At 35.2% G+C, this 21480-nt stretch carries 21 protein-coding genes and 1 rRNA gene; 5 read left to right on the forward strand and 17 right to left on the reverse strand.

Annotated elements, in window-relative coordinates; all coding sequences use genetic code 11:
* Both H8718_RS13560 and H8718_RS13565 read right to left on the reverse strand, forming a co-directional pair.
* Positions 1-118: ribosomal RNA gene (locus H8718_RS13560) — 23S ribosomal RNA — on the reverse strand; the annotation flags it as partial.
* A 506-nt stretch (positions 119-624) separates the two neighbouring features.
* Positions 625-1305, reverse strand: a complete 681-nt coding sequence (locus H8718_RS13565; RefSeq protein ID WP_177670968.1) for a YgjP-like metallopeptidase domain-containing protein — start codon at positions 1303-1305, stop codon at positions 625-627.
* Positions 1306-1495: 190 nt separating this feature from the next.
* Here H8718_RS13565 and H8718_RS13570 point away from each other — a divergent pair, with 190 nt between their 5' ends.
* A complete protein-coding gene (locus H8718_RS13570) occupies positions 1496-1900 on the forward strand; it encodes a nucleoside triphosphate pyrophosphohydrolase family protein (protein WP_177670967.1) in 405 nt (134 codons plus the stop codon).
* A 102-nt stretch (positions 1901-2002) separates the two neighbouring features.
* Here H8718_RS13570 and H8718_RS13575 read toward each other — a convergent pair whose 3' ends face one another.
* The gene (locus H8718_RS13575) at positions 2003-2482 is read right to left on the reverse strand and encodes an NUDIX domain-containing protein (protein ID WP_177670966.1); all 480 of its coding nucleotides are present in this window, start codon (positions 2480-2482) and stop codon (positions 2003-2005) included.
* A gap of 147 nt (positions 2483-2629) precedes the next feature.
* Between H8718_RS13575 and H8718_RS13580 the strand changes: the two genes are divergently transcribed.
* The gene (locus H8718_RS13580) at positions 2630-3376 is read left to right on the forward strand and encodes a copper homeostasis protein CutC (protein ID WP_249333304.1); all 747 of its coding nucleotides are present in this window, start codon (positions 2630-2632) and stop codon (positions 3374-3376) included.
* Between the two features lie 154 nt (positions 3377-3530).
* Here H8718_RS13580 and H8718_RS13585 read toward each other — a convergent pair whose 3' ends face one another.
* The 13 genes from H8718_RS13585 to H8718_RS13645 form a co-directional block, all read right to left on the reverse strand.
* On the reverse strand, positions 3531-3818 hold the full coding sequence (locus H8718_RS13585; RefSeq protein ID WP_177670964.1) for a hypothetical protein: 288 nt from the start codon (positions 3816-3818) through the stop codon (positions 3531-3533).
* 20 nt (positions 3819-3838) lie between these two features.
* Positions 3839-5248, reverse strand: a complete 1410-nt coding sequence (locus H8718_RS13590) for a YeiH family protein (protein WP_249333305.1) — start codon at positions 5246-5248, stop codon at positions 3839-3841.
* Between the two features lie 350 nt (positions 5249-5598).
* Positions 5599-6972: a DNA repair protein RadA gene (gene radA, locus H8718_RS13595; protein ID WP_177670962.1), complete on the reverse strand. Its 1374-nt coding sequence runs from the start codon at positions 6970-6972 to the stop codon at positions 5599-5601.
* Between the two features lie 106 nt (positions 6973-7078).
* Positions 7079-7492 carry an endosialidase gene (locus H8718_RS13600; protein ID WP_177670961.1) on the reverse strand — a complete coding sequence of 138 codons (414 nt, stop codon included), beginning with the start codon at positions 7490-7492 and terminating at the stop codon, positions 7079-7081.
* Between the two features lie 79 nt (positions 7493-7571).
* Positions 7572-10019: an ATP-dependent Clp protease ATP-binding subunit gene (locus tag H8718_RS13605; protein WP_249333306.1), complete on the reverse strand. Its 2448-nt coding sequence runs from the start codon at positions 10017-10019 to the stop codon at positions 7572-7574.
* 20 nt (positions 10020-10039) lie between these two features.
* Positions 10040-10501 (reverse strand): hypothetical protein, encoded by a 462-nt coding sequence (locus H8718_RS13610; protein WP_249333307.1) that lies wholly within the window; start codon positions 10499-10501, stop codon positions 10040-10042.
* 74 nt (positions 10502-10575) lie between these two features.
* A complete protein-coding gene (locus H8718_RS13615; RefSeq protein ID WP_177670958.1) occupies positions 10576-10923 on the reverse strand; it encodes a type II toxin-antitoxin system PemK/MazF family toxin in 348 nt (115 codons plus the stop codon).
* Positions 10914-11120, reverse strand: a complete 207-nt coding sequence (locus tag H8718_RS13620; RefSeq protein ID WP_177670957.1) for a hypothetical protein — start codon at positions 11118-11120, stop codon at positions 10914-10916. Before H8718_RS13620 ends, H8718_RS13615 begins: the two co-directional genes overlap by 10 nt.
* A gap of 44 nt (positions 11121-11164) precedes the next feature.
* The gene (gene alr / locus H8718_RS13625) at positions 11165-12292 is read right to left on the reverse strand and encodes an alanine racemase (protein ID WP_177670956.1); all 1128 of its coding nucleotides are present in this window, start codon (positions 12290-12292) and stop codon (positions 11165-11167) included.
* Between the two features lie 22 nt (positions 12293-12314).
* Entirely contained in the window at positions 12315-12920 is a 606-nt protein-coding gene (locus H8718_RS13630) for a LolA family protein (protein ID WP_249333308.1), read from the reverse strand.
* 139 nt (positions 12921-13059) lie between these two features.
* Positions 13060-14598 carry an NAD(P)H-hydrate dehydratase gene (locus tag H8718_RS13635; protein ID WP_249333309.1) on the reverse strand — a complete coding sequence of 513 codons (1539 nt, stop codon included), beginning with the start codon at positions 14596-14598 and terminating at the stop codon, positions 13060-13062.
* Entirely contained in the window at positions 14582-14980 is a 399-nt protein-coding gene (acpS, locus tag H8718_RS13640; protein ID WP_249333310.1) for a holo-ACP synthase, read from the reverse strand. Before acpS ends, H8718_RS13635 begins: the two co-directional genes overlap by 17 nt.
* A 49-nt stretch (positions 14981-15029) precedes the next feature.
* Entirely contained in the window at positions 15030-15857 is an 828-nt protein-coding gene (locus H8718_RS13645) for a PocR ligand-binding domain-containing protein (protein WP_249333311.1), read from the reverse strand.
* 132 nt (positions 15858-15989) lie between these two features.
* Between H8718_RS13645 and H8718_RS13650 the strand changes: the two genes are divergently transcribed.
* Positions 15990-16916 carry a nucleotidyltransferase family protein gene (locus tag H8718_RS13650; protein ID WP_249333312.1) on the forward strand — a complete coding sequence of 309 codons (927 nt, stop codon included), beginning with the start codon at positions 15990-15992 and terminating at the stop codon, positions 16914-16916.
* Positions 16916-18028, forward strand: a complete 1113-nt coding sequence (locus tag H8718_RS13655) for a phosphotransferase enzyme family protein (protein ID WP_177670951.1) — start codon at positions 16916-16918, stop codon at positions 18026-18028. Before H8718_RS13650 ends, H8718_RS13655 begins: the two co-directional genes overlap by 1 nt.
* Positions 18029-18742: 714 nt before the next feature.
* Here the strand turns inward: H8718_RS13655 and H8718_RS13660 are convergent.
* Positions 18743-19408: a redox-sensing transcriptional repressor Rex gene (locus H8718_RS13660; protein WP_177671411.1), complete on the reverse strand. Its 666-nt coding sequence runs from the start codon at positions 19406-19408 to the stop codon at positions 18743-18745.
* A gap of 139 nt (positions 19409-19547) precedes the next feature.
* Between H8718_RS13660 and H8718_RS13665 the strand changes: the two genes are divergently transcribed.
* Positions 19548-21458: an ABC-F family ATP-binding cassette domain-containing protein gene (locus tag H8718_RS13665; protein ID WP_177671410.1), complete on the forward strand. Its 1911-nt coding sequence runs from the start codon at positions 19548-19550 to the stop codon at positions 21456-21458.
* Positions 21459-21480 lie beyond the last annotated feature (22 nt).

Genomic DNA, 21480 nt, shown 5'->3' on the forward strand with positions numbered 1-21480 from the left:
TTCGGACATCTACGGATCAAAGTTTATTTGCAACTCCCCGTAGCTTTTCGCAGCTTATCACGTCCTTCATCGGCTCTCGGTGCCAAGGCATCCACTCTACGCTCTTAGTAGCTTGACCTGCTAACAAATTCTTAGTGAATGTAATGAGTTTAGAATTTGTGTACTCAGCCTAGCTGAGTTTCCTTTCAAACTCTTTCACTAAAAGTTTGTAACTTGCCTTGTTCTCGTTAAATTTAAGAATAAGTTATATCGGTTAAATTGTAGATTTAAAATTTGATAAGTTTAAATCTATTTTTCGATTATGTTTAGTTTTCAAAGTACAATTTCTTACTTGTTTCAGCAGCGCCCGCCGCTGACTTTTAGAAGTATACTAAATCTATATATGAATGTCAACTATTTATTATAAATTTATTTCCGCAACATTTAAGTCTAACTTTAATAAATTTTTCTTTAAAATTCTTACGATCTTTCTTATCCTAAATACATTTATACATAGACTCTTATTATTTATATATTCCTTCCTTTGGCAGTGAGAACTACACTCACCTGAGCATCTCTTAAAGATGCAGGGAATACTTCTCCTTCTTTCCTATCCTAGAAAAAAAATAATACCCTATTAGGGTATTATTTAAAAATAAAACGATCTTTATTTACATTAACCCATTCTCTAGCTTGTGCTGATTCTGGAACAATTTTTGCAAGTACAGTATTGCTGTCTTCAATACCATTAAATCTACAAAGTGATTCTACAAGTACACTATCAATTAAAGATACTGGGCCTACCCCGATATTAACATCAAAAGTAATTGTATCTTCTTCTATATACCAAAGTCTGCTTTGAAGTACTTTAACATCTACTTTCTTTGGCATTTTCTCAAAGTGCTCACCGTAAATTTTTACACGCTCTTTAAGCTTACTTAAAGTTTTAGCTATGTACCATTCTAAAAGTGGTAGCATCATTGTTTCTTTTGTAATGTTTTGTCCTTCTACAACAAACTTACCTCTTACAAGTTTAACAACTGCTTTCTCTTTTGTTTCATCTTCTACGAATTCAATACCATAATTTTTACCTAAGTACATACAATGGTTTGCATATTCTTTTGCACGCTGGATACGTAAAAGCTCTCCTAAAATCCAATCTGCATTTCCTTTTACTTTATCTACAACACTAAAAATAGGTGTCCCTACTGGTGCAAGTACTTTAATTTCTCCATTTTCTTCTACTTGTATAGCAATGCTCGATCTTTTTTTGTATGTTAGGTCATAATTGATCTTTGTTCCTTCGAACTCAAAACTTAATTTCATATCATACCTCTTTACTATTTATTCTGTCCTTTTTCTGTACAATGTAGTATTATAACATAAATTCGTTAAAACTTTGTATAGTTTTTTTTGGTTTTTTCATCCATTTCAACTTTGAAACTTTCAAAATATTCCCACTTGTGTTATACTCTACCTATCAAATTCAAACATAGGGGAAATAGGAGTGATATAAATGGTAGAAACAAGTGAACTTGAACAGTTCCAAAATTTTATAGATGATTTAGTTTTACGCAACAAAAGCATTTTAGATCAAATGACAAAATTACAAGATGCTTCTGCACGTCTTAACCGTACCCTTTCAAAATCAGCTACTACTTGTGGCTGTATTAAAATGAATATTATCAAACAACAACTTGATTTTGCACACATTACTTCACCAGAAGAACTTAAATCTCTTCTCAGTACACATATAGAAGGTTACCCTTGCCCTGAATGCAATGAAGCTATTGAAAAAGAAATGGGGCGCGTTCTTTTTTATCTTGCAGCAATTGCTAATACTTTAGGTATTTCTCTTTCTTCTGTACTCGAAAATGAAAAAACACGCACAAATCTTCTTGGTAACTATTCCTTAAAGTAATTTTTAGCGTCTTAAAAACTTTTTTAGTGTTTTTAAGACGCTTTTTTTATACTTATCCACACTTTATCCACATTTTGTGAATAATTGGTATTAATTTCCATATTATTTTTCAGTAATCATGCCTCTATGATATACTTCATAATCTTTAAAATCGTTTTTTAAGTCTTCCCAAAATTGTTCTTTGAATACTGGAGGAAAAATAGGAATTTTGGAAGCTTGAATTTCTTCTTTTGAAACAAAACGACACTCTTTAATATACTGTACTTCTACTTCTGGATCATACCCAGCTTTTATAGTACTTTCATCTTCTACTTTCGTTAAAAAGAACATACCTAAATGATGTGTATCTATTGTATAATCTACATACTCACTCATATAAATAAGTTTAATTGGCCTACATTTAGTATTACACTCCTCTGCTACTTCCCTTACTATTGTATCAATAACACTTTCCTCTGGCTCCATCCCTCCTCCAGGAAGTGTCCACCATTCAAACCCTGTCTCTGGATTTTGCTGTCTTAATAGAAGCAATTCTTGCTTATTATTTAATATAATCGCTGCTGCCCTTGGTCGTATATTCATTCTTCCCCTCCATCTTATATAGTTATATATTATTATATCATATTTAAAATCCTACTACTTACAAAATCCCCCCTTCTCCTTGAAAATCCCTCTATACGTACGCTATACTATTTCAAATAAGTATTTTACAAAAGAAAGAGGTTTATAATGAAAGATTTTAATCTAGAAATTTGTATTGATTCTGCTGAGTCTGCTCTTATAGCTGAAAAAAATGGTGCAACACGCATTGAATTATGTGGTCACCTTATGATCGGAGGTGTTACACCTTGTACAGGTCTTATAGGCATGGTGAAATCTCTTGTATCTATCCCGGCTTATGCCATTATTCGCCCTCGTTTCGGTGACTTTGTATACTCTGACTTAGAGTTTGAACAAATGAAACGTGATATTGTAACATGTAAAGAACACCTTGTAGATGGTGTTGTACTTGGTATGTTAACACCTGAAGGTGATTTAGATGTTCCTAGACTTAAAGAACTTATTGACTTAGCTGGCGATATGCACCTTACACTTCATCGTGCCTTTGATGTATGTCGTAATCCTTTTAATGCTTTAGAAGACGCTATCAATCTAGGCTTTCACACTATTTTAACTTCAGGTCAGAAAGCTACAGCCTATGAAGGGCGTACACTGCTTAAAGAACTTATTCAAAAGGCCGATGGCCGTATTGACATTATGCCGGGTGCAGGTGTATCTAGTAAGAATCTAGAGCTTATCCTTCAAGAAACAGGGGCTAAAAGTATCCATCTTTCAGCCAAAACACTTCGCCCCTCTGAATCTCTTTATAAAAACCCTGAAGTCTATATGGGCTTACCAAGTATTGATGAAAGCATTATTTATCAGACAAACGGTGAAGAAGTTAAAGCTGCTCATAATATTCTTCTTTCCTTTTAATCATTTAACCGTTTCCCTATAACAAGGAAACGGTTTTTATATTCTATAGCAGACAAATAAAAATAGGGGTACCATTCCCGAGTCTATCTATAGCAGCTATACTCACGAACGCCTTACCCCCATCCTATTACAGAATATGGTTAATTCCTATTTTTTACTTAAGCTTTCTATCTAAATAAATCCACGCTTTCCAGCATAAGAATCCCCATCCAGCAAAAAATCCTACTATAAATATAGGGCTTAAAGAATGCGCATACTTATGTGTAAAGAAATATTTCTCCCAACCTGGTATATCACTATAATAGTAAGAACCTGGTCCAAAATTAAGTCCATCTATAAGTCCAATATCATTCTTCATAATATATAATGCTGCACCTATAATAACAATGAATACTATAAGTGCTATTACATTTAAAACCTTTACCATTTGCATTCGCTTCATGACTTTACCCCCCGTAAACTCTAAGCTACAATAGTTGGAATTGGTAAGAATAATCCACTAAGTAATAACCATGCTACAAATAATGTAAGTACTAAATTGAATGTCTGTCCAACAACGTAAAGTGTAAGTGGTTTACCCCCTTGAAGCTGAGATGCCATTTCTTTAAAGTTTGTTTCAAGGCCGATACTCATAAATGCAAGGCAGAAACACCATCCTTTAAATCCACTAAGTGATTTAATAATAGCTTTTGTTGTTTCTGTACCAAATGCTGGTTCCACTAAGAATGAAAATACAACTGAAGCTAAAATGAACCCAATAATGAATTTAGGGAAACGATGCCAAATTTCTGAAATACCTACTTTATTATCACCAGTTTTATCTACTTTTGTTGTAAAGAAGATTGCTACTGCAAAAGCAATAAATCCGATTAAGATATTTTGAATCATTTTTACAAGTGCTGCTACTTGCCCACCAATTGGACCAAGTGCTTCACCTGCAAGTACTACTGCACCAGTTGAGTCAACTGTACCACCAATCCAAGCCCCACCAATCATTGGATCAAGATTAAACCACTTACAAACAAATGGCATAGCTACCATCATAACAACTGTGAAGATAAGTGAAAGACCTACTGCAAAAGTTAAGTCATTCTTCTTACCTTTACAAGCTGCTGCACATGCAATAGCTGCTGATGTACCACATACTGATGTTGCACATGCAATAATCATAACCATTGCTTTATTTGTCATCTTAAGGAACTTCGTTCCGAATAACCACATAAAGATAATAACTACTGGTGTTACAAGCCATGCAATGCCCAGTCCATATATTCCAAACTCTGCAATGTTTGAGAAAAGTACTTCCGCCCCCATAATAACAAGACCTGTTTTAATATAAAACTCAGTCTGAATAGCTGGCTTTAACCAATTTGGTGTTTTGATTGTATTACATACTAACATACCAATAAGTAATGCCCAGAAAGCATATTCAAGGTAGTTCTTCATTGTTACTTGAGCTGCTAATGTATAGGCAAATAATGATAATAAGAAGACACCTGCAAAAGCTCCTATAAATTTAACAGGATTTTTCCCCATAACTTTAAGACCAATACTAAATAATAGTCCTAAAACAATAAATGTAAATCCTACACCTAATATAAACTTTCCATCACTTAATACATGTAATACAGATGGATTCTCTGCTGTTCCCCATGTTGCAACCTTTACCCCTTTAAATGTAAAGCTCCCTGTTACAACGCTTACAAAGCCAAGTGCAATTACTGCAAACCCAAGCCATATAGCCCACCAGTCTTCATTTTTGTAAAGATCTGACCAACTAAATTTGCTTGCTACAACAGCTTCTTCATTTGCTTCTGCTCTTACAGGAGCAGATACAGGACTTTCTACTGTTTTTTCAAATGCTCTTTCCATATTATCCTCCCAGATTAAATAAAAAATGTTAAAAAAATAACTATTTATACTATTAAAATAACATACGTTACATATTTAGGTCAATAATTTTAAAATAGTTTAATCAAAAATAGTATTTTTAATCAATTTCAAACATTATTTTTAGTTAATCTGACAGTACATTTACTACTCTCACCCATTATGATACGACTGATATGTACAAGAGGGTAGAATTTACATCACAATTAAATAGCTATAAAAGGCACTAAATGTACTATATACTAAGAAAACACAGCGACTTTGACTGATTTTAGTCAAAGTCGCTGTGTTTTAACCATTCTATAGGCAATAATAGCTTATCACATTTCAGCTTATCTAACTGTAATGACTTCTAGGGCTTCTCCTATATGTGAGACACCTATTACTTTAATACCTTTTATAAATGGTAACTTTTCTACATTAGCTTTCGGCATAATGCATGTTTTAAAGCCTAATTTAGCCGCTTCTACTACACGTTTTTCAGCCATGGCTACACCTCTAATTTCGCCTGTAAGACCCACTTCACCAAATACAACAGTATGGGGATCAATAGGTGTATTTCTAAAACTTGATGCTATAGCAAGGGCTGCTGCAAGATCTAAAGAAGGTTCATTAATACGCATACCACCAGCTAAGTTCACATATACATCATAATTCCCCATATCTAGACCCGCTCTTTTTTCTAATACTGCAATTAAAATAACCATTCTGTTATAATCAATACCTGTCGCTGTACGGCGTGGCATCCCAAAACTTGTAAAACTTGCAAGAGCCTGTACCTCTATAAGCATAGGTCTTGTCCCTTCTAGAGAGCAACTTACAAGAGATCCTGCAACATCCATAGGCCTTCCTGCAAGCATAATTTCAGAAGGGTTAAGGACTTCTTTAAGCCCTACATCTTGCATCTCAAATACGCCTATTTCATTGGTAGAGCCAAAACGGTTCTTTACCGCACGAAGTATTCTAAATGAAGCATGCCTTTCCCCTTCAAAGTAAAGTACTGTATCCACCATATGTTCTAGTACACGAGGGCCAGCTAGTGCTCCCTCTTTTGTTACATGCCCTACAATCATTATGGTGATACCATAGCCTTTTCCAAGGTTCATTAGCTTATGAGTTGCTTCTCTAACCTGGCTCACACTTCCTGGCGCAGATGTAATATCATCACAATAAACCGTCTGAATAGAATCTAATATAACAAGGTCCGGCTTCGTGTTTTTTATATGTGCTTCTATAAAACTCATATTTGTTTCTGCTAAAAGATTAAGATTCTCTGTATGAACATTTAATCTTTCTCCTCGCATTTTAATCTGAGCTACGGATTCCTCTCCTGAGATATACAGAACTTGTCTATTTTGATTACCGAGTTCTTCACAAATTTGAAGAAGCAATGTGGATTTTCCAATTCCCGGGTCACCACCTACTAAAATGAGAGATCCTTTTACAATCCCTCCTCCAAGTACGCGATCAAGTTCTTTCATACCTGTTGTCGTTCTGGTTTCATTCTCTATTTTAACATCTCTAAGTTTTACAGGTGCGCTACTTGCTGCTCCTCTTGAACTCGGTGCTGTTAAAGAAGGCTTCTTCGCTTCTACTACTTCCTCAACTAAACTGCCCCACTCATTACAGCTCGGACATTTGCCCATCCATTTTCCTGATTCATATCCACACTCTTGACATATATATACCTGCTTAAGTTTTGCCATTCCTATAAGCTCCTTTTTCTATATTATTTAATACTTTATCCAATTTTAATCTATATCAATCTATTTTCATGCATTTAAAAAGAGGCTGCATGACACAGCCCCTTGATTAAGCTACTTTTTTAAGAATAACATGTTTTGCTGTAGAATTTACTTCTACTGAAAAAACAACTTTACCTGAAAGGTTTGTTTTGACATGATCTACAAGCAGATCATCTATCATTAACTTATACTCTGTATTTGGCTGTATTTCTAAAGTAATTTGCGCCATTTTATTGCCTTCTACTTCGAAGCTTACGCCATCATCTGTCACCATAAAATGATGTACAGTTGTACCAGGTAATGATTCGTAAACAAGTGCACCATCTTTTTTTAGCTTTGTTACTTCATAGAATGATTTTGCTTTATAGAAACGTCCATCTACTTCAAAATCATTTACTTTTGTTTTTTCTTGTAACTCATAGTTTCCGAAACTAAGTGTGCCATCCTCGTTAAGACGAATAAGTTCTGTAATAACAGCCATTGTTAAAACCCTCCACTAAATTAAATTAAGACTATCTCTATCTTTGTATTATACATGATTTACACAAAAAAGTATAGGATTATTGTCTTTTCAGTACAATTGCATCATTTTCGAATTCCACTAAAACTCTATCTCCTTCATGAATATGACCTTCTAGTATTTCATCTGCTAGTTTATCTTCAATATGACTTTGAATCGTACGTCTTAAAGGTCTAGCACCATAAGCTTTGTCATATCCTTTTTCAGCAAGGAAGTCTATAGCCCCTTGTGTTAAGGTTAATGTAATACCTACATTTCTTGTAATACGTTCTACTAGCGTACGTATCATAAGTTCTGCAATTTCTTTAATATGCTGCGCTGTAAGTGGATGGAATACAAGTGTCTCATCAATACGATTGAGGAATTCTGGTCTAAATAGACGCTTCACTTCTTCCATTACATTTTTCTTCATATCTTGATAGTTTTTTTCTGTATCCACTACACTATTAAAACCTACTTTTTTAGGTTCAATAATATTTCTAGCACCTAAGTTAGAGGTCATAATAATAATGGTATTTTTGAAGTTTATACGTCTTCCTGTAGAATCTGTAATATGTCCATCATCTAATATTTGAAGTAAAATATTAAATACATCTGGATGAGCCTTCTCTACTTCATCAAAAAGAATAACGCTATAAGGCTTACGTCTTACTTTCTCTGTAAGTTGTCCACCTTCCTCATATCCTACATACCCTGGAGGTGAACCAATAAGCTTGGATACTGTGTGTTTTTCCATATACTCACTCATATCCATACGAATCATAGCATTTTCATCACCAAACATAACCTCAGCCAGTGCTTTAGTCAGCTCAGTTTTTCCTACACCTGTTGGACCTAAGAATAAGAATGAACCAATTGGTCTATTTGGATCTTTAAGGCCTACTCTACCACGGCGCACTGCTCTTGCAACAGCTTTAACAGCTTCATCTTGACCAATAACACGCGCGTGAAGTATACCTTCAAGATTTTTAAGACGCGTAGCTTCAGCTTCTGCTAATCTTTTAACCGGAATATGTGTCCAGTTACTTACTACTTCTGCAATCTCTTCTTCATTTACAATTAACTGGGATTTTGTATGTTGAGTTTCCCACTCTACTTTTGCATTTGCAAGTTCTTCTTTAAGCTGATTTTCTTCTTGCTTAATCTCACCTGCTCTTACAAAGTTTTCATCTACTATTGCCGCTTCTTTGTCATTTTGAAGTTTTTCTAACTTACACTCTATATCTTTAATTTTTTCTGGTGAAGTATAAGCTCTTAATCTCACTCTAGATGCTGCTTCATCAATAAGGTCAATCGTTTTATCTGGCAAGTATCTATCCGCTATATAACGACTTGATAGACGTACTGCAGCTTCTAAGGCTTCTGCTGTAATCTGAACACCATGATGCACTTCATATTTATCTCTAATACCCTCTAGAATACTAATTGTTTCAAGCTCAGTCGGCTCATCTACCTGAACAGGTTGGAATCTACGTTCAAGAGCAGCATCTTTCTCAATATGCTTACGATACTCATCTAAAGTGGTTGCCCCTACAAGCTGAATTTCTCCTCTTGCAAGTGAAGGCTTCAGAATATTAGAAGCATCCATAGCACCTTCTGCTGCACCTGCTCCAATAATAGTATGAAGCTCATCAATAAAGAGAATAACATCGCCTACTGTGCGCACTTCTTCTAATACCTTATTAATGCGCTCTTCAAATTCTCCCCTATATTTAGTACCTGAAATCATAGAAGATAAATCTAAAGAAACAACTCTTTTAGTTTTAAGTAAATCTGGTACGATGCCACTTACAATCTTTTGTGCAAGACCTTCTACCACTGCTGTTTTACCTACACCAGGTTCCCCTACTAAGCAAGGATTATTCTTGGTACGACGAGATAAAATCTGTGTAATACGCTCGATCTCTTTTTCTCTTCCTACAATTGGATCAAACTTATCTTCTCTTGCTAGTTGTGTCAGGTCACGGCTATATTTATCTAAAGTCGGTGTTAAAGACTTAGCGCCTTGCATCTTTGTTTTAGTTGATATAAAAGAAGACTCTTTAACTTTGCCATCTCCTGATATAATTGCCATTAAATCTGATAATAGTCTATTAATAGGTACATTTAAAATCTCAAGTAAACTAACAGCTACGCAACCTTTTTCTTTTAAAATAGCCATAAGAATATGTTCTGTACCTGCTGCTGGTACGCCCATTTGTTTAGCAAGTGCCACACTATTTTCAAGTACACGTTTTGTACGTGGTGTAAAGTCTCTAGAAATAACCATAGTCTGGTTTCCAAAGCCCATTACTTCTCTTATCTTTTCTATAAAATCATCTTCTGTAAGACTATATTTTCTAAGTGCTGACTCAGCAACAGAGTCTTTTACATGAAGTAAACCAATAAGTAAATGCTCTGTTCCTAAATAACCATGGCGAAACTGCTCCTTAATATCTTGGGCATACTTAATGGCTTCATTTGCTTGCATTGTAAATTTTCCTTGCATGTAGTCACCTCCTGCATTTTTTAGAGTTTATTGCCACAATGAATACAATATAGTGCTTCTGTTGCATTACCTATATTACAATTTGGACAAAATTTCATCATTTTGATACCATTATCGTCTCTTTTCATACGCACACCTTGACCTTCTTCATTCCAAGTACTACGCACGTCTCTTTTATAGGCATCAAAACTATCTTTTTGTATATTAACTACTTCTTCTACTTCTTTTTCTAAACGTGCAATCTCTTTTCTAAGATTTGTAATACGATTGCACAGTGCGCTTTGATGCACCGGCTCCTGGCCTTCTATATAATGTTTATATTGCTCTTCACCAAGTCTTTGATAAAGTTTTTTAAGGTCGTTTTTTAAAGTTAAGATTTCACTGCGATATTTAGCTTGGTCTGCAGTTTTTTGAGTTTGGTCTACTGCTTCTTTACATGTATTTTTAATACTTGTTCCTAGTTTTCCAAATAAATCTTTCATCTTTTTACTCCTTTATTTTAGTGGTTTAATTGTATCACAAAAAAGGAGACTAGTGAACTAGTCTCGCAAAAGGCTTATGTATTTAATCCAAAACTGGCTTTAAGTCCCTTATCTACGAGTCTCATGAAATCATCATCTAGATGACAAATCTTTTCTTTGAGACGTCTCTTGTCAATGGTACGAATTTGCTCTAATAAAATAACTGAGTTCCTAACAAGTTCGTATTCTGTTGCGTTAATCTCTACATGAGTTGGCATCTTTGCTTTATTGATTTTGGATGTAATAGCGGCACAAATAACCGTTGGACTAAATCTGTTACCAACATCATTTTGTACAACAAGCACTGGTCTTATACCGCCTTGTTCGGATCCAATCACGGGGCTCAAATCTGCATAAAATATATCTCCACGTTTTACTCGCACTCTACCTCACTCTCCGCGGTGTGGTCGTAATAAGACTCGACCTCTCTTTCTACTTCAAAGTATAACTTTGATAAAGATAAATTGATGGCTGCCATTTCCTGATAGCCTTTCTTCATAGTACTTATCATCTTTTTATCCGTGTAGTGATCTATAGAAGCCTTTTCATTTGCTTTTGCAATATAACTTGGATTTAACATAGCAAACCACTCCCTACTTATACCATTGCCAACTTTTTATAAGATTAAACATAAATACGTGGTACTCTTTTCCCAATCATACACATAATCTCGTAATTAATCGTATCCGTAAGTCTTGCTAATTCTTCTATTGTAACAGTCTTATCTCCTTGCGTTCCAAAAACAACAACTTCATCCCCTACAGTAATATCTGGAATATGAGAAACATCTACCATAAATTGATCCATACAAATATTACCAATTACATTAGCATACTGACCTCTTATAAGAACTCTTCCTTTATTAGAAAGTCTTCTTGAATAACCATCTGCATAGCCTATAGGAATGGTTGCAATTTTTGTCTCACGTGTTGTACAGTACTTCCTGCCATAACCTATGTAGTGTTCTTTAGACAGTTCTTTAATATGCACAACTTGTGTTTTGAGTGTCATAGCTGGTTTAAGGTTTATTTTTTTACCATGTAAATAATCGGATGGGTAATAACCATACATAATAATACCTGGACGCACCATATTCACATGAGTATAAGGATGGCCCATTGTTGCAGCACTATTAGCCGCATGTACAATAGGAAATTCTATACCCGCCTCATGAAGCTCATTTAAAAATCCTGTAAAAATACTCCACTGATCCCTTGTATAAGTCTTATCTACTTCATCCGCTGTAGAAAAGTGCGTGAAAATCCCCTCCATATTAATATTAGGAAGCTGTGCGATTTTCTTAATCTCCTCTATACTTTGTGGATCTGCTAAAAATCCAATACGTCCCATACCTGTATCTACTTTAATATGAACATTGATAGACTTACCAAACTTTTTGGCCTCTCTTGAAATAAACTCTGCCATCTCAAAAGAAAAAACTGTCTGTGTGAGATCATAGGTAATAAGTGCTTCAATATCAGCAGCTGGTGTATAGCCTAATACTAAAATAGGTTTTGTAATACCTGATTTTCTTAGTTCTTCCCCTTCCTTTGCAATAGCAACAGCTAACTGATCTACCCCTTCTTCTTGTAAAATATTTGCAATTTCCGCGGCACCATGACCATATCCATCTGCTTTAACAATGCCCATTATCCCCGTACTATGAGGAATAAGTTTTCTAATTTCATGGTAATTGTGCTTAATAGCCTCTATGCTAACCTCTGCAACAACACGTGGTCTTAAAGATAACATATGAATCCTCCTTCAAAATCGCCTACTTTACAGGGTTATATATAAAATTCACAAAATCAATGCGTATTGTAAGCGACCCTTCTGTATCGTATATTTCCATTTTAATAGGATAAGTCGTTTTGTAGTCAAACCACACTTTTTCAGTTGCCATATACTTAAATTCACCAGCGATCGGCACCGTTACTGCATAAACATTTTGCCCATCTAACTGTTCTTCTACTATTTGAGCTGATTCATTATTTAAATAATTATGAAGGAATGTGCCAAATAATAACTGATTTTTTACTGGACTAACTTCTATTTGCATGGATTTTTCTGTAATAGGATTGTACTCAGATACTTTAGTGCCATCACAAACAGTGGTGTAGCCGTTTAACCGTTTGGGCTCTATAATCGTCATCTGATACTTTCCTTCTTTATCATAAATATGATTCATCTTTATGTTACTCTTATCTTTGTTTTTTGTAAATGTTATTGAGACGTCTGCTTCATAATTTTTCAAATTCTGTAGCATGCTTGCTACACTTTTATTGCGACTTGTACCTATATCCCTGTTATGACATCCCCATAAACTTATTGTAAAGCTGAGTATTAACCCAATTAATAAAACCCTTTTTAATTTGTACATAAAACCTCCTAATAAGCATATAAAAGGAAGGGTGCACTTTAATCAAAAAGCAAAATCCAAGTTATTTCTTATGTGCTCTTATACTCATTTCCTCTATAAATAATATACTCGTTAGGAGGTTAATATATGATAAACTTTGCTAATGCTTATTTTCTAGACCCTTAAAACTTTCCCCTACATGCTCTATAAGATCACTAGGTAGGACACTATAACTTCCTTTTAACCTTGCTAAAGAGCATGCTGTGTCTGCATGCAAGTAACATCCTAAAAGAGCTGCAGATACGGGCTGCTTATTTTGCGCCAATAATCCTGTAATAAATCCTGTTAAAACGTCACCCGCTCCGCCTTTTGCAATAGCTGAGTGACCTCTACTATTAATATAAATACTCCCATCTGGCACAGCCACAATCATTCTCTCAATCTTTAAGACTACAATGATGCCGTATCGCTCACTAAAACTTCTCGCACTTTCTACTGGATGCGCCAAAATATCTGCTATACTTTCTCCGCTTAAATAACTCATTTCTCCTGGATGTGGCGTTATAATAATTGGAGCCTTACGTGCTTTAAGCTGATTTAAATAAGGCTTAAGTGCATATAATCCATCTGCATCTACCACAATAGACTTATCACTTTCAAGCACCACTTCCATTATTTTCTGAATCATACCACTACGGCCAATACCTGGTCCTATTCCTATGGTAGAGTATTGCATCATATGCTCTTTCAAAATAGTTGCAGCCGTTTCATCTAAGTGTCCATCTCTTTCTGGCAAAGACAATGTAATCGCCTCTGTTACTTTTTGCTGTGTAAGGAGTGCTAAGGCATTTGGGACAGCTATTGTCACAAGCCCTGCACCAACTTTCATCACAGCCTTACTTGCTAGACATATAGCTCCTCCCATGCCTACTTGCCCACCAATCATTAGGACTTTTCCATAAGTGCCTTTGTTACTTCGTATAGGGCGATCCGGCAACATACCTTTAGCCATGTCTTCATCAATAGCATAATGCATACAAGACATCTTACTTACCAATTCTTTTGGAATACCAATATCTACAACACGTAAGGTACCTATATGAGCAATCCCAGGATAAAGGAATTGTCCTACTTTAGGTACTTGAAAAGTCAATGTACAGTCCGCTTCTACTGCAATCCCTAATACATCTGCTGTATCGGGGTGAATACCTGAAGGTATATCTACACTTACTTTAAAGGCTGAACTTGCATTCACCTTCTCAATGACTTTATAAAAGCTCCCTGTAATAGGTCTTGTAAGCCCCGTTCCAAAAATTGCGTCTACTAGGACCTGGGCTTCTTCTATTAACTCCCATACAAGTTCCATCTCTTCTAAATAGCGATAGATAGGTATACCCAATTTTTCACAGATGGTGTAATACACCTTTCCATCTGATGATAACTTCTCCTCTTCCACGAGTAATACCACTTGTACTTGTACCTTCTTAAAGCTATAGAGAATCCTAGCTAAAGCAAGTCCATCTCCTCCATTATTACCTGACCCACATAAAATAGTAACTGATTTACCTTGATGCTCTTCCATTAAATAGCAAAATACCCCATAAGCTGCATGCTCCATAAGAAGTAAGCTCGGTATACCATATTGACTCATAGCATCTTGATCTAATTGATTCATTTCTCTCTTAGTTGCAAGTTTCACTTACATTCCCTCTTTCTATAATGGCAAAAGCTGTTGCATAAAATTGACAATGGGAAATGCTTACGTGTATTTGGTTTACACCTAGCTCATCAGCTCTTACCCTTGCACCCTTATAAAGTTTTACAAAAGGCTTTCCCTTCTCATCTTTCAAAATTTCTATATCCGTCATCTCAAATGTTACAAAGCCTGTTCCCAATGCTTTACTCACTGCTTCCTTTGCTGCAAATAAGCCTGCTATAGACTCATAAGAGAGCTTATTAGCTTTATGCATTCTCTCCTGTTCTACTGGTGTAAGTAGTTTATCTAAAAATCTAGTCGTTCTTTCTACCGCTCTTTGTATGCGTTCAATTTCTATAATATCGTTGCCTATTCCTATAATCATATTTTAACTTCTCCTAGTATTCCATCTCTTTTATTAATTCCCTCTCCCTTTAAAGCTCTCTATTCTTTTTCCTATATGCATTAGGTGTTATACCAAATACCTTAATAAACACCTTACAAAAATAATTCTGATCTGCAAAACCACACCGAGTAGCAATCTCCCCTATTTTCATATCTGAAACCGATAATAATTTCTCAGCCTTTTCTAGTCTTGTTAAAGTCATAAAATGGCTAATAGTCTCTCCATAAGTTTTTTTAAAAGAATGGGTAAGGGTAGCCTTACTACAATAAAACTGCTTACACAGTATCTCCAAAGTTATTTTCTTCTCATAGTTTTCCTGAATATATGTTTTCACATCTTGTGCGAGATTTTTAGTAGATGCTTTGAACCTGTTACTAAGTGTAATGTACTCTGCACAGATCCCCATAATATTAATACACGAAGAAATCTTATCTTTTGTAGCCGCTGGAATACTCTCTATAGCCTCTTTCAAAACTACTGGATTGGATACATATTGGCGAGATAATCTATAAACCTCCTCCTTCGTATGTATGGAAGTATCTAAAGCTTGCCCCATCATAAGATACCCTGATAAAATACCTGAATAATAGAGGGGGGCTACTGCCTCATATAATCCAAATTGACACCTGTAAATATAAGGTTGTTCGTCTTTTTTCACTTTATCAAAGGCAGCGCTATCATTTTTTACACAACTTCTATAAATACTTGTATCTTGTTGCATCATCCCACAAAACCTAGTAAGTTCCTTAGGATAGGATGCAATTTCTTTATGATGAATATCATGCACAGAGATACGAAATCCTGATATGTTATGAAGCTCCTTTAATACCATTTCTAGTGAAATGATTTCACTCATAAAATCCCCCTTTAGCACTATTGAAATGATTAGCCTATTTTACTAATAATTATACTATTTTACATAGAAAACACCAAATATATTTTCTATACTGTAAGCAAGTTATAAATAATTTTAAAGGATGTGATAATGATGAATGAACCAATTCTTGTAATTATGGCTGCTGGTATGGGAAGCAGATATGGTGGACTTAAACAAATAGATCCAATTGATCAAGAAGGGCATTTAATTATCGACTTTTCAATCTTTGATGCCGTAAGAGCAGGCTTTAAAAAAGTTGTATTTATTATTAAAAAAGAAATCGAAGCAGACTTTAAAGAAATGATTGGAAATCGTATCAGTCAGTTCGTAGATGTTTCATATGTCTATCAAGAACTTGATACACTTCCTGAAGGTTATACACTTCCTGAAGGACGTATTAAACCTTGGGGAACAGCTCATGCAATCTTATGCTGCCTCGAAACAGTTGATGCACCTTTTGCAGTAATTAATGCAGATGACTACTATGGTAAAGATGCTTTTACTGCCATCTATAATTACTTACTAAATGTAAAAGATGATGATTACTATCGCTATGCAATGGTTGGATATGTTTTAGAAAATACACTCACAGAAAATGGATCTGTAGCAAGAGGTATTTGTGTAGTTGACTCGAACAACATGCTTACAAACATTACAGAGCGCACACGTATTGAAAAAACTGCAACTGGAGCAGCTTTCACTGAAGATGATGGAGTAACTTGGGTAAATATAGCTCCAGACTCTATTGTCTCTATGAATATGTGGGGCTTCACTCCAAGTATTTTAAAAGAAACTAAGGCGAGATTCTCTAGCTTTTTAGACGCATCACTCCCAGTTAATCCATTAAAATGTGAATACTTCTTACCTTCAGTAGTGTCTGAGTTATTAACCGAAAATAAGGCAACTGTTAGTGTCCTTACTTCTACTGACCGATGGTACGGTGTAACTTATAAAGAAGATAAAGAAACTGTTGTACATGCTATTGAATGTTTCAAAAATAATCATATCTATCCAACACATCTATGGGAGGAAAAATAATGAGCCAAACATTAAGTTCAGCCAAAATCATGGAAGCCATTGAAAACATGTCATTTGAAGGTAAATACTTAAATCACACTTCTTACGGTAATGGTCATATTAACGATACATACTTAGTAAACTTTCAAAAAGATGGGAAAACAATTCCTTATATCTTACAAAGAATTAATCATCAAATCTTCAAAAATCCAGATGCCCTTATGCAAAACATCATTGGTATCACCTCTTTCCTAAAAGAGAAAATTATGCTTAGAGGTGGTGATATAAACCGTGAGACACTTAATATCATCCCCACAAAACAAGGTAAATCTTACTATCAAGACAGCTTAGGAAACTACTGGAGGAGCTATGTTTTCCTTACTGATACAACTTGTTACGAAATTCTAGCAGATGCTGAGCTTTTCTACCAATGTGGTTATGCCTTTGGACATTTTCAAAACCTACTTGCTGATTATCCAGTTGATACACTTTCTGAAACAATTCCTAACTTCCACAATACACCTGTTCGTTTTCAAGCTTTCGCAGATGCTGTAGAAGCTGACATTTGTGGACGTGCTAAAGATGTACAAAAAGAAATTGCTTTCGTAATGGAAAGAGAGCCTTTAACCCATATACTGGCTAATCAATTAGCAAATGGGAATCTTCCACTTCGCGTGACGCATAATGATACTAAACTGAATAACAGTATGTTTGATAATACAACCCATAGACCTATTTGTATCATTGATTTAGATACTGTCATGCCAGGTTTATCTGTAAATGATTTCGGTGACTCGATCCGCTTTGGTGCTACAACTGGTGCCGAAGATGAGCCAGACCTAACAAAAGTAAACTTTGACCTTAACTTATTTGAAAGTTATACAAAGGGATTCTTAGAAGGCTGCGGTGGCAATCTTACGGAAAGAGAAATTGACATGCTTCCTATAGGTGCAATGACAATGACACTTGAATGTGGTATGAGATTCTTAACAGACTACTTACAAGGTGATACCTACTTCAAAGTGCATAGAGAAGGTCACAACTTAGATCGTTGCAGGACACAATTCAAACTTGTATCGGATATGGAAAAACATCTAGATACCATGAATGAAATCGTTAATAAATATCGTTAGTTTTATCATCTATCTAGAAAACCACTTTCTTAATGTGGAAGCGACAAATTACAAAATACTAGTGGCTTTTTTCACTTAATTTTAGTCTACAATTTAGGTAGTGTGCCAAAAATTAAATTTTCTGAAATATACACTAGTCTTTTTCTTTCTTATAGTGTATAACTAACTTATAAAAGGTGTTCATACCATTCTAGATAAGTATAAGCATCTTCTACTCGCTAAGATGTTATTTGAAAGTTTTAGTTCCCCCTTCTAAAGCTTACTTATTTCTTCTTAGCCAACTGCACTATTTGGTAGTGGCAATCAAATAGTTTACAGGGCACGTCCTATACACTCAATATTTTAAGCTACATTCTACTTCACAAAGAAGTAAGCTTAAAGGCAATGCCTACGGTAAATCCTATGTACAAAGTTTCTACTTCAGACACTTGCAGTGATAAATGCATGAGCATCTCTTTCACCTATAGACCCTGATTAGAAGCACCTGTAACAAGGTAAGTCCTTCCGCTTAGCCCACTGGCTTATATCTTCATACTGAAGCTGAATGTTAACCAGTACCTGAGTGTCCTTGCCACACAATAAAAACCTAGCTTAAGTTTCGCCTATATTGATAAGGGGGAGGCGACTTAAGCTAGGTTTTTTTGCGTAAAAAAAGATTCACCCATCCTTAATTGTTTTCTCTAAGATAGGTGAACCTTTTATTTATATAGGCCTCTAAAAAGGTTTATAATCATTACCATTATCAAGTTCTTCTGCTTCATTAATCTTATAGGCTAAAGTCATTAATGAATGTGACAAGTGCACATTTTCAACATGTACATGTTCTGGTAAAAATAAATCTACAGGTGAGAAGTTCCAAAGCCCTTTCACACCCCATTTTGCTAAGTTCTCAGCCGTCTCTTTAACTCTTGTTTTTGGCATTGTTAAAATGGCAATATCTACTTTATTTGTTTTAACGAAGTCTTCCATTTTATCTATATCCATAACTTCAATGCCTCGCATACTCATACCTATAAGCCTTGGATTAATATCAAATAAACCAATGAGATTAAAGCCACGTTTGCTAAAAGATGGGTAGTTAGCAAGAGCTTGTCCTAAGTTACCTACACCAACAATAATCATTGTATGTGTTTTATCAAGTCCTAGTATTTTTGCAATCTCTTTGTGTAAATATTCTACATTATATCCATAACCTTGCTGCCCGAAACCACCAAAGTTGTTAAGATCCTGTCTAATTTGAGAGGCTGTAACTTTCATTTTCTCGCTAAGTTCTCTAGAAGATATTTTAGTCACTCCGTTGTCTAATAATTCCCCTAAATACCTATAGTATCTTGGCAATCTACGGATTACTGCCATAGAAATCTTTCTCTCTTCAGTCACAGACTTACCTCCTTCTTTTTCTATCTTTTTTAGTATAGCATTTTAGTTTTTTTTTTGTCAATTAACCTTGGCTATTACTCACTTTTATTTTTCTAGTTTTTCTGTTAAGATGAATCTAGATTAATGAGGAGGATAGCTTATGATTGCAAATTGTCATGCTGTATATAAATCTTTTAATGAGCAATCTATCTTAAAAGATATTTCATTTCATATAGAAGACCATGAAAAAGTAGCACTTGTCGGAAATAATGGTGCAGGAAAAACCACACTTTTTCGTATTTTAACAGGAGAACTTGCACCTGATAACGGCGAAGTTTTCTTTGCAAAAGGTATTCGTATCGGCTACCTTGAACAGAATATGCATTTTAATTCAGGCTGTAGCGTCTATGAAGAGCTCCTTCATGTATTTGATGAAGTGATTGCTCTTGAAGAAAAGCTTCATCAAATGGAAGAAGAGATTGCAAAAACACATTCTCTTGCTCTTACACATACTTATGATGAATTACGTAGCACTTTTGAGAATATGCGTGGTTATGAATATAAAAGTCTCGTACGTGGTGTTCTTAAAGGTTTGGGCCTTAAAGAAGAAATTTATACCCAACCTATCACAACCTTATCTGGCGGTCAAAAGACACGTGTAGCACTTGCTAAACTACTTCTAGAAGAACCAGACCTCTTACTTCTAGATGAGCCGACTAACCACCTTGATATTGTAGCTACAGAATGGCTGGAAAACTATTTAAGAAGTTATAAAGGTTCTGTTCTTATTATTTCCCATGACCGCTACTTTTTAGACAGGGTTGTTACAAAAGTCATTCATCTTGAATTTGGCCATGCTATGGTCTATAACGGCGACTATAGCCACTTTGTTATAGAAAGCGAAAAAGTGTATGAGGCTGCTATGAATCAATATGAAAAGCAGCAACAAGAAATCGCTAAGCAAAAAGCGGTTATTGCTAAACTACGTCAGTTTAATCGCGAAAAATCCATCAAGCGCGCTAGAAGTCGTGAAAAGCTATTAGAAAAAATAGAAGTCATGGATCTTCCAATGATTGATGACAAACCTATGAACCTTGTACTGACACCACGTATTACAAGTGGAAATGATGTTTTAACAGTTAAGGAGCTGACTAAGTCCTTTGAAGATGGCGCTCTCTTTAATAATATTACTTTTGATATTAAACGTGGTGAAAAAGTAGCTATTGTTGGCCCAAATGGCGTAGGTAAAACAACACTTTTCCGTATGATTATGGCCCAAAGTGACATTTCTGGTGGTAGCATTACACTAGGTAGCAATGTACACATCGGCTACTACGATCAGGAACACGCTACACTTAATCCAAACTATACGATTATGCAGGAAATTCAGGATGCTTTTCCTGACCTTACAAATACAGCAATTCGTAATATGCTGGCTTCTTTCTTATTCACAGGAGAAGATGTATTTAAACCTATTAGTGCTTTAAGTGGCGGTGAAAAAGGTCGTGTAGCACTTGCTAAAATTATGCTTTCAAAAGCAAATTTCCTTATTCTAGACGAACCAACTAACCACCTTGATATGATGTCAAAAGAAGTACTAGAAAATGCACTTAACCAATATGAAGGTACCATTCTTTACGTATCTCATGACCGCTACTTCATCAATCAAACTGCAACCAAAGTACTTGATATGCAAAAAGACCATATGTCTGTATATTTAGGTGACTATGATTACTATATGGAAAAGAAAAAAGAAATACCCGTATTGTGCACTTCTGGTACTCAACAAAGTACACCAACTTCTTCTAAAGAAGACTGGCAAAAGCAAAAAGAACTTCAAAATCGCATTAAGAAACTCCAAAGTACTTTAACAAGTATAGAAGAAAAAATCGAGCTTGAAGAAGGTAAACTCGCTGAACTGGATGAACAGCTTTGCCTTGAAGAAGTATATACGAACCCCGATGCTTCTCGTGACATTATGAACCAAAAAGCAGCTATTGAAGAAAATATTGCTTCTCTCTATACAAATTGGGAAGAAACATCTGAAGAGTTAGAAATACTTAACAGCTAAGCTTAATTTACAGGCCTATTAG

The sequence above is a fragment of the Zhenhengia yiwuensis genome (assembly GCF_014384995.1).
GTDB lineage: Bacteria > Bacillota > Clostridia > Lachnospirales > Cellulosilyticaceae > Zhenhengia > Zhenhengia yiwuensis.

Bases quoted from the DNA above. Each gene is read 5' to 3' on its own strand.
- H8718_RS13565 (WP_177670968.1), bottom strand. From the start codon at position 1,305: ATGAAATTAAGTTTTGAGTTCGAAGGAACAAAGATCAATTATGACCTA.
- H8718_RS13570 (WP_177670967.1), top strand. From the start codon at position 1,496: ATGGTAGAAACAAGTGAACTTGAACAGTTCCAAAATTTTATAGATGAT.
- H8718_RS13605 (WP_249333306.1), bottom strand. From the start codon at position 10,019: ATGCAAGGAAAATTTACAATGCAAGCAAATGAAGCCATTAAGTATGCC.
- H8718_RS13580 (WP_249333304.1), top strand. From the start codon at position 2,630: ATGAAAGATTTTAATCTAGAAATTTGTATTGATTCTGCTGAGTCTGCT.
- H8718_RS13665 (WP_177671410.1), top strand. From the start codon at position 19,548: ATGATTGCAAATTGTCATGCTGTATATAAATCTTTTAATGAGCAATCT.
- H8718_RS13645 (WP_249333311.1), bottom strand. From the start codon at position 15,857: ATGAGTGAAATCATTTCACTAGAAATGGTATTAAAGGAGCTTCATAAC.
- acpS (WP_249333310.1), bottom strand. From the start codon at position 14,980: ATGATTATAGGAATAGGCAACGATATTATAGAAATTGAACGCATACAA.
- radA (WP_177670962.1), bottom strand. From the start codon at position 6,972: ATGGCAAAACTTAAGCAGGTATATATATGTCAAGAGTGTGGATATGAA.
- H8718_RS13585 (WP_177670964.1), bottom strand. From the start codon at position 3,818: ATGAAGCGAATGCAAATGGTAAAGGTTTTAAATGTAATAGCACTTATA.
- H8718_RS13655 (WP_177670951.1), top strand. From the start codon at position 16,916: ATGAGCCAAACATTAAGTTCAGCCAAAATCATGGAAGCCATTGAAAAC.
- H8718_RS13650 (WP_249333312.1), top strand. From the start codon at position 15,990: ATGAATGAACCAATTCTTGTAATTATGGCTGCTGGTATGGGAAGCAGA.
- H8718_RS13610 (WP_249333307.1), bottom strand. From the start codon at position 10,501: ATGAAAGATTTATTTGGAAAACTAGGAACAAGTATTAAAAATACATGT.
- alr (WP_177670956.1), bottom strand. From the start codon at position 12,292: ATGTTATCTTTAAGACCACGTGTTGTTGCAGAGGTTAGCATAGAGGCT.
- H8718_RS13575 (WP_177670966.1), bottom strand. From the start codon at position 2,482: ATGAATATACGACCAAGGGCAGCAGCGATTATATTAAATAATAAGCAA.
- H8718_RS13630 (WP_249333308.1), bottom strand. From the start codon at position 12,920: ATGTACAAATTAAAAAGGGTTTTATTAATTGGGTTAATACTCAGCTTT.
- H8718_RS13600 (WP_177670961.1), bottom strand. From the start codon at position 7,492: ATGGCTGTTATTACAGAACTTATTCGTCTTAACGAGGATGGCACACTT.
- H8718_RS13620 (WP_177670957.1), bottom strand. From the start codon at position 11,120: ATGTTAAATCCAAGTTATATTGCAAAAGCAAATGAAAAGGCTTCTATA.
- H8718_RS13590 (WP_249333305.1), bottom strand. From the start codon at position 5,248: ATGGAAAGAGCATTTGAAAAAACAGTAGAAAGTCCTGTATCTGCTCCT.